The 13,899-nt window shown below is 55.0% G+C and carries 11 protein-coding genes; 1 reads left to right on the top strand and 10 read right to left on the bottom strand.

Annotation, left to right across the window (positions count from 1 at the left end):
* Window positions 1-48: 48 nt before the first annotated feature.
* The 8 genes from AC5DDB_RS13065 to AC5DDB_RS13030 all read right to left on the bottom strand — a co-directional run bounded on the left by AC5DDB_RS13065 (window position 49) and on the right by AC5DDB_RS13030 (window position 9,204).
* The gene (locus AC5DDB_RS13065) at window positions 49-873 is read right to left on the bottom strand and encodes an SCO family protein (RefSeq protein ID WP_491740170.1); all 825 of its coding nucleotides are present in this window, start codon (window positions 871-873) and stop codon (window positions 49-51) included.
* The gene (locus tag AC5DDB_RS13060; RefSeq protein ID WP_491740169.1) at window positions 873-1,325 is read right to left on the bottom strand and encodes a hypothetical protein; all 453 of its coding nucleotides are present in this window, start codon (window positions 1,323-1,325) and stop codon (window positions 873-875) included. Before AC5DDB_RS13060 ends, AC5DDB_RS13065 begins: the two co-directional genes overlap by 1 nt.
* Window positions 1,318-2,547: a hypothetical protein gene (locus tag AC5DDB_RS13055; RefSeq protein WP_491740168.1), complete on the bottom strand. Its 1,230-nt coding sequence runs from the start codon at window positions 2,545-2,547 to the stop codon at window positions 1,318-1,320. The genes AC5DDB_RS13060 and AC5DDB_RS13055 overlap by 8 nt, the downstream gene beginning before the upstream one ends.
* Before the next feature lie 44 nt (window positions 2,548-2,591).
* Window positions 2,592-3,209 carry a c-type cytochrome gene (locus AC5DDB_RS13050; RefSeq protein ID WP_491740167.1) on the bottom strand — a complete coding sequence of 206 codons (618 nt, stop codon included), beginning with the start codon at window positions 3,207-3,209 and terminating at the stop codon, window positions 2,592-2,594.
* A gap of 82 nt (window positions 3,210-3,291) precedes the next feature.
* Window positions 3,292-3,837 (bottom strand): DUF3341 domain-containing protein, encoded by a 546-nt coding sequence (locus AC5DDB_RS13045; RefSeq protein WP_491740166.1) that lies wholly within the window; start codon window positions 3,835-3,837, stop codon window positions 3,292-3,294.
* Entirely contained in the window at window positions 3,827-5,227 is a 1,401-nt protein-coding gene (gene nrfD / locus AC5DDB_RS13040) for an NrfD/PsrC family molybdoenzyme membrane anchor subunit (protein ID WP_491740165.1), read from the bottom strand. Before nrfD ends, AC5DDB_RS13045 begins: the two co-directional genes overlap by 11 nt.
* Before the next feature lie 122 nt (window positions 5,228-5,349).
* Window positions 5,350-8,451: a TAT-variant-translocated molybdopterin oxidoreductase gene (locus AC5DDB_RS13035; RefSeq protein ID WP_491740164.1), complete on the bottom strand. Its 3,102-nt coding sequence runs from the start codon at window positions 8,449-8,451 to the stop codon at window positions 5,350-5,352.
* Window positions 8,452-8,454: 3 nt separating this feature from the next.
* On the bottom strand, window positions 8,455-9,204 hold the full coding sequence (locus AC5DDB_RS13030; RefSeq protein WP_491740163.1) for a cytochrome c3 family protein: 750 nt from the start codon (window positions 9,202-9,204) through the stop codon (window positions 8,455-8,457).
* Between the two features lie 319 nt (window positions 9,205-9,523).
* Between AC5DDB_RS13030 and AC5DDB_RS13025 the strand changes: the two genes are divergently transcribed.
* The gene (locus AC5DDB_RS13025) at window positions 9,524-11,257 is read left to right on the top strand and encodes a HEAT repeat domain-containing protein (protein WP_491740162.1); all 1,734 of its coding nucleotides are present in this window, start codon (window positions 9,524-9,526) and stop codon (window positions 11,255-11,257) included.
* Between the two features lie 34 nt (window positions 11,258-11,291).
* Here AC5DDB_RS13025 and AC5DDB_RS13020 read toward each other — a convergent pair whose 3' ends face one another.
* Window positions 11,292-12,239, bottom strand: coding sequence for a PDZ domain-containing protein (locus AC5DDB_RS13020; protein WP_491740161.1), 948 nt, complete (start codon window positions 12,237-12,239; stop codon window positions 11,292-11,294).
* 164 nt (window positions 12,240-12,403) lie between these two features.
* Window positions 12,404-13,828 carry a class II fumarate hydratase gene (locus AC5DDB_RS13015; RefSeq protein ID WP_491740160.1) on the bottom strand — a complete coding sequence of 475 codons (1,425 nt, stop codon included), beginning with the start codon at window positions 13,826-13,828 and terminating at the stop codon, window positions 12,404-12,406.
* Between the last annotated feature and the right edge of the window lie 71 nt (window positions 13,829-13,899).

Genomic DNA, 13,899 nt, shown 5'->3' with positions numbered 1-13,899 from the left:
CGAACAATCAAAACTGAGTTAATTCCGGTCGACAAATCAACCTGAACATCACTCGGTCGCGACAGGTTCGGAGGGAACTCGTTTCTCACGGCGGAGATGGTAAATGACATACCCAGCCAAGACCGCCACCATTGCGATTCCGGCAAGCCGAATCGTAGTCAGCACGGCGAAACCATACTTACCACTCGCTGGGTCATACTGGTAACACAGCAATAAGATATTGTCTTTGACAGTGCTCACGTTTCCGTTCGACGCTTCGACAATCGACAACCGCAAATCCGTGTATTGAACACCCTGCAGATACCGGGAGACGATGCCGTCGCTAGTGAGCACAATCAGTCCCGCTGAATGTGCATACTGTTTCGTCAACGGGTCGTACTGGAATTGAAAACCCACGGAATCGGTCAGTGTGCGGATCGATTCTTTAGTGCCCGTCAAGAAGTGCCAATTTGCGGCCGCTTCGGGTTTGCCGTAGGCTTTGATTACGCTTTGCTTTTTCCCAGCTGCAAGTTTCGGCCCTTCACGGGAATCGAAACTGAGCGTGATAATGTCAAAGTCCTCACCGATGTTGAAATCAATCGCACGAAGTGTTTCCAGAAGCCCGTCCATTGTCATATTGCATAACATTGGGCACTCGAAATACACCAGGTTCAGGACGACCGGGCGTTCGTTGTTCACGAGGTCCGCAAGTCGGACTTGCTTGCCCTCTGAGTTCGTGAACTCAAGGTCTAACGGAACTTGAGAACCGAGTTGTTGTTCTAGCCGGGCTGCATTCAGAGGGTCGAGGATCGACGACTCTGCGAATGTGATGTTCGACATCAAGCCAAACAGCACCAGTCCGGTCGCAAGCATATTGAAGCGATGAGCAGTCATTAGTTCTCGGACTCCTTATCTGTAGAGTTCGAACCTGGATTGCTATCGCTTCCGGTCAACCGGTCGAACGCGTCGAGGCCCTCTGATTCGAGCAATTCTATCGCACGGTCCAATGGAATCTGTGCGATGTTGTTTTTGCTATCACGTAGCACTGTTTCGCCGAGTTGAGCTTTTTGCTGAGCTAGCATCTCGCGAAACTCTCGGGCTTGCTTTGGCGTCACTCGTGGAGCGGGAGGCAATCGGTCGGCGTTCCATGACGGTGTAACGGAATCGGAAACTGTCGATTCCGGCGTGGTTGTTTGAATGAGCAAGTTGGCGAGCACCAATGTGAATACCAACAATGCTGCGAGGCTGACCATCGCAATGACCACACCGCGGATGCTGACAGCCAGCGGTTCGTGACCGATTTCGTCTTGCGCGGGATCAAACTGGGGTGACTTGGAATCAGTCATGTGCATGCTCCTCCTCGTTGATAGCCGCGAGGTCGAATAGGCCACGGGGAGCTTTTAGGGTGTCATCGTTGAGAAAACTCGGCAGCTTCCAGAGAAACGCGGCCGTCCATAACCCGCCGATTCCAACGACCGCGAATGGGTCGGTCCACGCAATTTGAAAGCCGGTTCGTTCCAAGCTCGGCACGATATTCCAGAAGACGTCGACGAGTCGCATCACCAGAATGCCTAGTGCAAGACCCCCGAGCAGTTTCGGAGTTTCCTTGAATTCGCGAGACATCAGGCAGAAGAACGGCACGACAAAATGGAACAGTCCGATCACGAACGAAACAATCGCCCAACCGTGTTCCCGTCGAATCATATACCAGGAAATTTCTTCCGGCAGGTCACCATTCCAGATGATGAGGTATTGCGAGAACGCAAAGTACGTCCAAAGCATGATGAACGCGAGCAGCAGGGTTCCCAAGTCGCCGAGTGTGCCTCGGGCGGCAGAGTAAATCGTGTTGTTCTCGCCTTTGAGCTGGAACGGTAACAGGGCTGCGACTGCGGCACATAAGGCGAACATCGAGACGCCACCACCGACGATCACCAATGCCCCGTAAATTGTGGAGTACCACAATGGGTCGAGACTCATGATCCAGTCGAACGACGCAAATGTCGCCGAGAGAAACAATGCCAGCAAACCGATGCCACTGATGAATTTCAGGCCCTCGGCGTTCGGTAATCCGGTGGCCCGCATTTGTCGTTTGGTCGCGGTGTTAAGTGTGAAACCAAGGAACAACCAGATGCCAAAGTAAATTGGCGCTCGCATCACGAAGAACGGTTTATTCAGGAAGAACGTCTTCTGTTCGAGCAGGTGGTTGCTATGGATATACTCGGGATTGGTCCAAGGGAAAATGTAATCAACACCGAGATAAATCGGGACCGCCAAAACTGCCAACGGCAACATGGTGGAGGTGGCCGCCGACAGAATCGGTCGCACGGGCACGCCCCAATTACCGCCGACCAGTTGATGCAACAGCACCAAACCCAACCCACCGACAGCGAATTGCCACCAGTACGTGTAACCGACCAGATACGATGTGAAGAACGATCGCGGGTCGGTGAACAACGCAATGGCACAGACCGCAATCGCTACGACGCCGGCGATCAACGCGCGTTTGCGGATCGTGTTGATTTGCTCGATCAACGGAGGGTGTTGTGTATGTTCAGCTGTTGTCGACATCAGCCTCATGCCTTATCAAGGCTTTGGTTATGGCCCTGGAAATGCTAGTTATTGCTCTCGGGCGAGGATTGCAATTTGCTCTTCAAGTCGTTCGGCAACGCATCCACAGCAGCATGTTGGCTGAGTTGCAAAGCACGAATATAACTGGCGATGGCCCAGCGATCTTCCGGTGGAATCTGCGAAGCATAAGGATACATTCGGCCGATACCGTTGGTGATCACGCCGAAAATATGACCTTCACCCACGCCGCGTAATCGGGCACCGTCATCGCCATGCACAAATGACGGCGGTCTTGGAAAACCGCGTTTGACGACCATTCCGTCGCCATTGCCGGAAATCCCATGACAGGGCATGCAGAAAATCTCGTATCGCTGCTGACCGCGAGTCAGCACATCTTTGAGTGTCTTGCCTTCGAGGACTCGTTCCGGCAAACCGCGAACAGGTTTTCCATCAGCCCGGCCGGTGAAAAACTCTTCGTCGGTCCGCAGGTTGCCACGAGCAACTGTGCCGGAAACAATCGGTCGCGCCGATTGCCCGTCTGGGAAGAAGTTGCTCGTTTCCAACGGTTCGTACCGTGGTTGGTCGATCATGTTTTGATCGCAACCGACCATCACCGCCAGGGCGAACAGTCCGAAAACGAATAGGATGATTCTGGAATCCATTGTGTCTTCAATTCTGAATCGAAAACCGAAAGCACATCTTTCCGGTCGCCAGGTGACTAACGTCGCTAGGCATTCAAAACGTCTATTGCGGAACTTCGTAAATTGCCGCCGGTTGCAAGCTCTCGAGGAACTCACGCGACGACTGCATTTGGAATTTTTCATCACGAGATTGGAGACACAAGAAGAACTTGTCTCGACTCGCGCTGGCGAACTCGGGAATGTTGAACACCGGGTGGTGTGGTCGTGGGAGACCGTTGAGTCCTAACATTCCCAGCACCGCCCCAAACGCGGCACTAAGAACGGTGAGTTCGAAGGTAATCGGAATGAACGACGGCCAACTAAACAACGGTCGACCGCCGACGTTCAACGGATACTCAATCACCGTGAGGTAATACTGCAAACCGAACCCGCCCAGTCCGCCGAGCAAACCGGCCGTCAGGACGATCAACGGCAGTTTCGTATGACGGAAACCCATGGCTTCCGACAAACCGTGAACCGGGAACGGGGAGTACGATTCAAACCAGCGATAGCCTTGTTCTCGCGCCTTACGGGTGGCGACGATGAGTTCTTCCGGCTCGTTGAATTCTGCCATCAGTCCGTAGGTGACGGCGTCCCATTTAGTGGCCATGTCCGTTACCCCCTTCTTCCGTCTCCAACAATTCACGCATTTCGAAGATCGAAATTGCAGGCAGCAGTCGCACGAAGACAAACAGACACGCGAAGAAGAAACCAATCGTGCCGATATACAACGCCCAATCCCAGAAGGTCGGGTAATACATATCCCAGGATGAAGGCAAGAAGTCGCGGTGCAAACTGGTCACCACGATGATGAACCGTTCCAACCACATGCCGATGTTGATGATAATCGCAATCACGAACAGCATCAGCGTGTTCCGCCGCACTGCCGGGAACCACAGCAATTGTGGAATTGCGATGTTACAGCCCAGCAAGGACCAGAAGAAGAATGCGTACGGTCCGCCAAGACGATTCTCGAGCATGTAAGCTTCGACATCATGACCGCTGTAGTACGCCATGAACATTTCCATGCCATAGCCATAAGCGACAACCAACCCGGATGCCAGCATGACTTTCGCCATATTGTCGAGGTGGCGGTCGGTGATGAAATCTTTCAAGCCGTAAGCCGCTCGCAGCGGAATACAAAGTGTCAACACCATCGCGAAGCCGGAGTAAATCGCACCGGCGACGAAGTACGGCGGGAAGACCGTCGCGTGCCAACCGGGGATGATCCCCACCGCGAAGTCGAAACTCACGATCGTGTGCACCGAGACCACCAACGGCGTCGCTAAACCGGCGAGCAGCAAATATGCGGTTTCATAGCGTTTCCAGTGTCGGGCCGAACCTCGCCAGCCCATTGACAGAAACCCGTAGGTGATCTGCGAGAACCGAGTCTTGGCCCGGTCGCGGAGTGTCGCCATATCCGGAATCAAACCGACGTACCAGAACAACGCGGAAACGGTTCCATAGGCCGTCAACGCGAACGCATCCCACACCAACGGGCTGCGGAACTGCGGATAGATATCCATTGTGTTCGGATACGGGAAAATCCAATAGAAGAACTGCGGCCGACCCATGTGCAACAGCGGATACATCCCTGCACACGCGACAGCGAACAGCGTCATGGCTTCGGCGAAACGGTTGATACTGGTTCGCCATTGCTGTCGCAGCAGCAACAAGACGGCGGAAATCAACGTACCCGCGTGGCCAATTCCGACCCACCACACGAAGTTGACGATCGCAAAACCCCAGCCGACCGGAATGTTGATCCCCCAAATTCCGACGCCGTACTTAAACAGCATCGCAACTGAGAGCATTAACAACATCACCAGTGCAAAGCTGATGGTAAAACCGAGAAGCCACTTCCAGCCGACACCCTGTCGGAGCGTCAAGCTGGTGATCTTGTCCGTCACGGATCCCAAGCTATGACCCGGGCCAATCATTCGATTAGCGGGTTGATGCTGGGCGTCGTGTGACGACGAGTCGGGCGAATGACTACTCATATCGTAACTCGGTGGCCGTTGGGATTGCCGTTCAACATGACTTGGGCGTAGGGTGCGTCTAGACGCACCGAAATTCCAGATCGTTTCCAAGGTGCGTCTCGACACACCTGACATCGACATCTCTAGTGGTGAGCGTGTTCCTCGCTCGGTTCCAAAGCGGCTAACTTTGGATGCAAGTTTCTAACGACCGCACCGTAACGGGTTCGCGGTCGCGTGTTCAATTCTTCGAGCAAGCCGTAAGTCAACGGGCTCGCATAAGCTTTGTTGATCAGGCTGTCTTCGTCGTTCAAATCGCCGAACACGATGGCTTCAGTCGGGCAAACCGATTGGCAGGCCGTTACGACTTCCCCATCTTCGATGCGGCGGTCTTCTTTCTGCGATTCGATCTTGCCGTGTTGAATCCGTTGGATGCAGTAGTTGCACTTCTCCATCACACCGCGAGACCGCACGGTCACATCGGGGTTCTGGAGTAACTGCAGCACCGGCGTTTCTTTGACGGGTTCGGTGTACTCCAAGAAGTTAAACCGCCGGACTTTGTACGGGCAGTTGTTCGAGCAGTACCGCGTTCCCACACAGCGGTTGTACGTCATCTCATTGACGCCATCCGGGCTGTGTGTGGTTGCGTGAACCGGGCACACGATCTCACAGGGGGCGTGTTCGCAGTGCTGACAGGCGACGGGTTGATGTTCCATCGTGTCGGGAGCGTTGGCATCACCACTGTAATAGCCATCGACGCGAATCCAGTGCATCTCCCGTCCGCGGGCCACTTCTTTCTTGCCGACCACCGGAATGTTATTTTCCGATTGACAAGCGATCGTGCAGGCATTGCAGCCGATGCACGCGGACTGGTTGATCACCATGCCCCACTTGTAGTCGTTGTACTCGATCTCAGGGTACATCGACTCATGCGGTGCCCCATGCCCGACGTGCATGAACTCCGGGTCTTCCGGCGATTCATGCAATTGCTCCAACGAACCGGAGCGGATCAGATGGCGATTTTCCATCGAGAAGTGGTGCTGCGTATGAGCGAGCAAATACTTCTCGCCAGTCGGCGTGATTTTGACGCCCGAAAGCATCCATGGGTTTTGTGTCGTGCGGAGTTTGTTCGCATCGAAGCCGGCATCGTCTCCGACTCGGCCAGCTTGTGTGCGACCATAACCGAGGTGGAGGGTCACCACACCGTTCGGCTGACCGGGCAACTTGAGCACGGCAGCATCGAGTGTTCGTTTACCGGACGTGAGCGTGACCATCTCACCGTCCCGCACGCCGAGTTTCTCGGCTGTTTCCGGGCTGATGAGGGCAGCGTTGTCCCACGTCAGTTTTGTGAACGGCTTTGGAAGTTCCTGCAACCAGCCGTTGTTTGCAAATTCACCATCACCAATATGGGGATCAGGACGGAAGAGGACCGTAAAGTCGCCTGTTGATTCCGGCAACTTGAACTCTTCATCACTCGCAAAACCGACTTTCAGGGTGACATCGACGGACTCAGGCTTCTTGACCGCTGTCTGATCGGCCGCCACCACTCCGTTGTGGAGTGACTCTTGCCAGAACGTATCGAAGTTGTCGCCTTCGTACTGTTTGGACCAGTAATCTTGCACGATGTTATAAGCCGTCGCAGATTCCTCGCCCAACAGAAACGCCAGGATCTCACTCGCGTTGTGGCCATCGTACAGCGGAGCAATCAACGGTTGCATGAGCGAGACGGTACCGTCGAACGCTCGCACATCGCCCCAGGTTTCAAGGAAGTGGGCCATCGGGACGTGCCAGTGACACAACCGCGAGGTCTCGTCATTGTGGAGTCCGAGGTGTGCTCGGAACGGAACCTTGTTCAATGCGTCCGCAAATTCGAGATCGGCCGGTGCGGAGTAAACTGGATTGCCGCCGAGAATCAAGAGGGTCTCGACTTCATCCGTCCGCATCGCTTGGACCAAGGCTTTGAGCGATTCCAGGTGACCGGCATCAGAACCGATCAATGGCTCGATGTACTCCACCGTTTTGCCGATGTTGCCCAGTTGCGAGTTGATCGCGTGAGCCAAAGCATGGACGGCGGGTGGTTGGGATTCACCGGCCACAACCAAGCTGGCACCGTCTTCGGAAGTGCGATACTCCTTCAGATCTTCGACGAGGGCTTCGATCCACGTTTCCAGCTTTTCGTCGACTTCGAAACTTGGTTCCTCGACGTTTACACCCACGCGGGATGCAATCGCCATCGCGATCTGACCCAACCGTTCGGGCTCGACCGACAAGCGATGGTCCGCCTTCGACGCCGTCAAGTTCGGCGTACATTCGATGGCGTAAAGCCGATTCATCGTCGGTTTGGCATCGCCTTCAGCCATGAGGACGTTGCGACGACTCATGAAATCACGAGCGGACTTCAAGTGGGCTGCACCAGCTTGCATGAAGTCGGCATCGAGTGAGAGCACAACGTCCGCTCGGTCAAAATGGTAGACCGGTTGCACATCTTGAGCAAACGCTACCATCGCACCCGCACGCGAGTGGTCATTGCAGATCGGCTCGTATTGATGCCATTTTGCGTTCGGATACTTCTCAAGCAATCGGCTGATTTGATCGCGGGTCGAGGGCGACGTGACGTTGCCTGTGAGAATCCGAAGACCTTGACCGTTGTTCGCTTCCCGGGCGAGTTTTTCGATTCGCAACGCCGAGAGAAACCGCTCCCAAGTGGCGATTTTGCCGCGATCGAAGACGGTTTGGCCACGATCGGGATCGTAAAGCTGCAAGATCGACGCCTGTGCGAACACATCGGTCGCACCGGCACGAACGTCGTCGTTTTTGCGTCCATGACCGATTGGAACGGCCGGATGTGATGGGTTGCCTTCGACTTTCGTCGGGCGTCCCATATGACTTTCGACCAACAGCCCTGTACCGAACCCGGCCAACGGCATGGCGGTTGCGAAGTACATCGGCAAACCGGGAACAATTTCTTCCGGCTGCTTGACGTAGGGCACGATTTCTTCGTGCGGCTGCGAGGCATTACAGCCACTCAAACCAGCCAACGCCAGCGACGCACCCATCACCTTGAGGAACTCACGACGGGAAGCGTCGTCGGTCCAGGTGTCGGCGGAAGCCGGGAACTCATGCCGGAGTGCGTCTTGGAACTCCGGCGTGTCGGCTAGTTCGTCGAGCGTTCGCCAGTACTCGCGGCCACGCGCGACTCGCAACCGTTCGCCGGCTGATTGATTTTCGAATCCGTTTTTCCGTGGCATGACTCACCGATGACAAGCCGAGCAATGGGTTTTCGGGTGCTCTTTTTGAATTCCGTACGCTTCCACCAAATCATTCGCGATTGCCGCCATGTCGCCGGCTCGATCATCATCTTGAGCGATGTCGGGGAAGTCGCGTTTGAGATACTCTTGGAACTCGTCGCTACTCGAAAGTTCCTCACGCGAGAGGAGCGAAAACAAAAACTCTCGCGGGCGGATGTTCTTCTCTGGGTTCCGATGGCAGTCCAAACACCACTCCATATGCAGTGTATTTTCCCGCCACATCAGGGGCATTTTGTCGACTTCCCCGTGACAACTCACACAGCCGATTCCCTTTTTCAAGTGGATGCTGTGGTTGAAGTAAGCATAGTCGGGAACGTCGTGGACCCGGGTCCAGCGAAGAGGTTTCTCTTCAGTGGTTCCCGCGCTGCGGAAGCTTTCGACAACAGCCGCGAACATCGGCTCATCACGGTACAACTGCGAGTGGCAGTTCATACATGTGGCCGTTGGAGGCACGTTCGCGAACGAGGAATCTTCCACACTGGTATGACAGTAGCGGCAGTCGATTCCAATATCGCCAACGTGATGCGCATGGCTGAATGGCACGGGCTGGGTTTGAATTACGTCTTCTTCGGTCGAATATGGCGAGCGATAAAACGCGTAAAGCACGTAAAAAATCGCTGCGACAATAAACGCCGAACCGAAGATGCTCACCCGGGAAATCGTGTTGAAACTCGGATGAAAAACTTGCGGCATTCGCCTTCTCCGTGAGGCTTACCAACAACGCGGGGAATGAAAACGTCCGGCCGAACTTCGGAGGACACTGGGGAGTATATTCATTCCACTCCGGTTTGCCACGTTCGGGAGTGGCAAAGCCCAGACTTTCACGAAATTCGCTGAAGCCGGCTTCCGATTCCTCATAAAATCACTGAACGAGCCCGTTCTTTTCTCAATTCGGTTACGCGGCATTTTTCAGGAATGAGAATTTTCACGTAACCATGCGCCAGTTTGGAGCGGAATCCGCTACAATTGGCCAGCAACACATCTGCGGGCATTGCACGAGGTATCTGAATCGATGATCCGGTCTCGCCTTGTAATTATGGTTTTGGTGTCGAGCGTGATGCTCGGGGGAGAGTTTGCGACCAGTGCGGATCTTAGTCCGCAGGTTCAGCAAGCGGTCGATCGGGGCCTGCAATTTATTCTGGGAAAAGTGGCGTCCGGTACGGCCGGGCAAGACAGTATCGGTGCGTATGCTGCGCTCAAAGCGGGAGCCGATACCAATCATCAGGCCATCACGCAAGTTGCCCGGAAGGTGACCTCCGCGGTTCGCGGCACGCGATATGAACCACGGAATACGTCTCACAATTACACGGCGGGTGTGGACCTCATGTTCTTGGAGGCCGTCGACAAAGAGCGTTACAGCACGCAAATTGAGGCGATTGCTCGACACTTGCTCTCGACGCAACTGCCGAACGGGGCTTGGCATTACAATAATACTCCCGGAAACGGAGACACCAGCCAAACCCAGTATGCACTGCTCGGCTTATGGGCCGCTAAACGGGCCGGAAGTGAAATCCCTCTCCACGTTTGGGATCGTGCTGCAAACTGGCATATTGTCACGCAGTGTCGTGATGGCAGTTTTGCATATCATCCAAATCCGGGCGGCAATAATTCAGCCGGCACACTCGCATTGACGGTCAACGGCATCAGCAGTCTGGTCATTTGTCGCATGCAGTTGTACCCGAATGCGGGTGAAATCGGTTCAGGCAGGGCCGGAACGCCGGCAGGTAAGGAGAAGAAGAAGGAGGAAGAAGATTCCAAAAAGTTTGGATTCTTGGAGAAAGTCGAAATTGATAAAGCGGCTTCCGATAAGGAAGTGAACGCAGAACCGGTGGGTGTCGTACGGACTCCGTTGGCCCGAATCGATGCAGCCATCGAAGGGGCATTGAGGTGGGTGGATCGGGCCTATCTCTCGCCGAAGGCTCCCGACTGGCCGATGTATTACATCTATGGTCTCGAACGCATGGCGGCATTCGCGGACCGCGAAACGATTGCTGGTCGGAACTGGTACGATGACGGAACGAACACGTTGTTACGATTGCAGCGACCGGATGGTGGTTGGAGTGGTCAATCCGACGACCCCGCCACGACTGGGTTCGGACTATTGTTTCTGACCCGGGCAACATCCAAGTTGCTGGGACGGAAGGTGGTCACGCCACAAAGTGTGGGTTCGGGGTTGCTCGTGGGTGGGCGTGGTCTGCCGGATGATCTCGGGCGGACGGAACTCGAAGACGGTAAAGTCAAGCAGCAGAAAGTCGTCGGTCCATTGGACGAGTTGTTGGCGGAATTGGAGAAACTGGATTCCGCGAATGTGGCGTCTGCACAGGCGGCCGTGGTGGATCAAATCAAGATCGGCGACAAAGAATCGCTGATCGGGCAAACGGAAACATTGATCAAACTTGCTGACGATCCTCGACCGGAGGTGCGTCGTACCGCGATCTGGGCGATCGGACAAACCGCCGATATGGGGCTCGCGCGAATGCTGATTGAGGCTTTGGATAGTGAGGATCTCGATATCCTCGTTGAAGCACAGGCGGCCCTACGGACCCTGAGCCGATTGCCTCGAGGGCAGAATATTCCGAATTCGCCTTGGGCGAATCTTGCGGCCAATGCAACGCAGGCCGAGCGAGACCAGGCACTCAAAAGGTGGAAGGAACAATTGCGTGATCGCTGGCGAAGGTGGTACATCCGCACTCGGCCATACGATCAACGCAGTGATTTGTTTCTGGAAGTACGCACGAAAGATTGAAGTTGCGTTTTTCGGCAACAACGGGTTTCAAGCGTCAATCTCGTGAACCCAACGTCACATCAAGTTCCAAGATTGCGTGTCCGCGTCGGATCGTCATTGGGACGACATCGCCAGGGGCGTGTTCGGCGATGTGGTTCGCGACATCTTGGAAACTGCTAGCAGAAACGTCGCCCACGATCAGGATGAAGTCGCGTGGTTTGAGCCCTGCTTTTTCTGCTCCTCCACCTGGCGTAACCGAGACGACCAAGAAGCCTTGCGATTGTTCGACGCCCTCGACGCCCATGCTCGCTGCCCCGCGGTGGATGATCGTCACGCCTGGGCAGTGCTCTTGAAGTTCCGCAAGCGCTGCTTTGGAGACGTTCGCATCACGAGTGATTTCGATTACCTGAAGTCCCGGCATTCGGCGAATATGTTCCAAGCCCTCATCGCCGCCTGACCAGTTTTCGTCGAGGATCGCAGTGGTGGCTCGACGGAAATCACTGGTTGGTCCATTCCATTGGGATTCATCGATCCGCACCGAACCGCCAAGTTCTTCGAATCGGGCAGCGCACCGATTCACCCGTAGCTTTCGATTGGATGACCAGGAGGCGATCGTCGGTAGGGTGACATCGGGAATCGATGAATCTTGGAGTCGGTACAGCGCTTCTTCTGCGACCACGTGATATTCAGGGCGTGGCGATCGGTAGAATTCTTGCAGCACTTTGAGAACGGAGTCGATCTGGCGTTCGTTGCCGTTCAGGGCGGTGGTCTCAAGGAGTGGGCACAGTTTGGGGCCGGCTGCCAAGAATCGTTTGACGGCTTCCTCTCGAACTTCGTCGTGTTTGCTGCCCATCGCGATCGCCCAGCTTGACGGTTCGTCGCCGACGGCTTCGTCGACTGCTGGGGTGGTGGCAACGATCACGACGCCGATCAAACCCAGCCAAAGCGTAATGAGGGTGATCGGTTTGAGGGACGTGAACATCCAGGCAAAGATCGTACGCATTTCGACATGACTCCCGCCGGAATCGGCAAAGGATCAAGGGAGAACGTCAGCTATGAATTGCGGACTGATGCAGGCAGAACTGCTACATCAATTCACAAGGTGGATCGATAGTGACTAGACGGATTGATACCATCTGGGCATGCTAACAGGGCTCGGGGCCGTTGTCAGCTTCGCGGTACAGTCATTTTGAATGGGTCGAGAGCATCTGCAAGAACTTCTTCGGGAAGAATTTCCTGTTCTTGGCATAACTCTCGAATTGTTTTTCCGCTTTTGAAGGCTTCTTTGGCGAGTGCAGCTGCCTTTTCGTAGCCAATGTGCGGGTTTAGGCTTGTGACCATCGACAAGCTTTTTTCGACCGCAGCCTCGCACGCTTCTTCGTTTGGTTCCAGGCTCTCGATACAGAAATCTCGGAATGCTTGCACCGCACCGGAGAGGATCGTCACACTCTCGAGGACGGTTTGTCCCATCATCGGCATCATGATGTTCAGTTGGAAGTTGCCACCGGCGGCACCGGCCACGGTGATGGCTTCGTCGTGCCCCATGACTCGGGCGGTTACTTGCATGAGGCTTTCGCACATGACGGGGTTCACTTTCCCCGGCATAATCGAGCTGCCTGGTTGCAAGTCAGGGATTTTGACTTCGTAAAACCCACAACGCGGACCAGAACCCAACCAGCGGATGTTGTTAGCCAAGTTGAAGAGCGTCACCGCCACCGCTTTGAGTTGGCCGTGACATTCGACGAGTCCGTCGCGTTGAGCGTTGGCTTCGAAGTGGTTATCGGCTTCGACGAAAGCAATTCCGGTCTCGTCCGCAAGGACTCTTGCGACTCGGCGACCGAATTCCGGATGAGTGTTAATACCTGATCCAACAGCAGTTCCACCGACAGGCAGTTCCAGAACTGCCTGGCAGGCCCGTTCCGCTCGCCCGATCGATAACTCAATTTGCCGAGCGAAACCGCCAAATTCTTGGCCTAATCGCAGTGGGGTGGCGTCTGCGAGGTGTGTGCGGCCGATCTTGATGATGCGGTCCCAAGCGGCGGCTTTTGCACTCAACTCCTCGTGCAATGCTTTCAAAGCCGGCAGCAATCGCTTGCTGATGGTGCTTCCGACTGCGACATGGATAGCAGTCGGGAACGTGTCGTTGGTGCTTTGGCCCATGTTCACGTGATCGTTCGGATGCACGCTTTTTGTCGGCTGGAACCGGTCTTCGCCGAGCAGTTCGATCGCTCGGTTCGAAATGACCTCGTTGCAATTCATGTTGCTCGACGTGCCAGAACCCGTTTGATACACGTCGATTGGGAACTGATCGTTCCATTTGCCGACCGAAACCTCACGAGCAGCGTCTAGCATTGCGGAGACTTGCTCATCAGAGAGCGGGTTTTTACCAGTGCCGGTCAACTTCCCGAGGTCGCGGTTGGCGATCCCACAGGCGAATTTGACCAGGCCCATGGCTTGAATCAGGTCTGGCGGCAGCGGTTGACCTGAGATCGGAAAGTTTTGCACGGCCCGCTGTGTTTGGGCACCGTAGTACGCCTCCGCAGGAACTTTTACTTGGCCCATCGAATCTTGTTCGATTCGGTATTCGCTCATCGAAGTTGGCCCTCTGCGGTTTGTCGAGCACCTGATCGGTACCGTCAGGCTGACAGTGTGTTCATCTAGTT

The sequence above is a fragment of the Thalassoroseus sp. genome, assembly GCF_984380535.1.
This window is presented reverse-complemented; position numbering and strand designations above follow the sequence as displayed.

Coding starts and splice junctions, on each gene's coding strand:
- AC5DDB_RS13055 (WP_491740168.1), bottom strand. CDS start 2,547: ATGTCGACAACAGCTGAACATACACAACACCCTCCGTTGATCGAGCAA.
- nrfD (WP_491740165.1), bottom strand. CDS start 5,227: ATGAGTAGTCATTCGCCCGACTCGTCGTCACACGACGCCCAGCATCAA.
- AC5DDB_RS13045 (WP_491740166.1), bottom strand. CDS start 3,837: ATGGCCACTAAATGGGACGCCGTCACCTACGGACTGATGGCAGAATTC.
- AC5DDB_RS13030 (WP_491740163.1), bottom strand. CDS start 9,204: ATGCCGCAAGTTTTTCATCCGAGTTTCAACACGATTTCCCGGGTGAGC.
- AC5DDB_RS13050 (WP_491740167.1), bottom strand. CDS start 3,209: ATGGATTCCAGAATCATCCTATTCGTTTTCGGACTGTTCGCCCTGGCG.
- AC5DDB_RS13060 (WP_491740169.1), bottom strand. CDS start 1,325: ATGACTGATTCCAAGTCACCCCAGTTTGATCCCGCGCAAGACGAAATC.
- AC5DDB_RS13020 (WP_491740161.1), bottom strand. CDS start 12,239: ATGCGTACGATCTTTGCCTGGATGTTCACGTCCCTCAAACCGATCACC.
- AC5DDB_RS13015 (WP_491740160.1), bottom strand. CDS start 13,828: ATGAGCGAATACCGAATCGAACAAGATTCGATGGGCCAAGTAAAAGTT.
- AC5DDB_RS13025 (WP_491740162.1), top strand. CDS start 9,524: ATGATCCGGTCTCGCCTTGTAATTATGGTTTTGGTGTCGAGCGTGATG.
- AC5DDB_RS13065 (WP_491740170.1), bottom strand. CDS start 873: ATGACTGCTCATCGCTTCAATATGCTTGCGACCGGACTGGTGCTGTTT.
- AC5DDB_RS13035 (WP_491740164.1), bottom strand. CDS start 8,451: ATGCCACGGAAAAACGGATTCGAAAATCAATCAGCCGGCGAACGGTTG.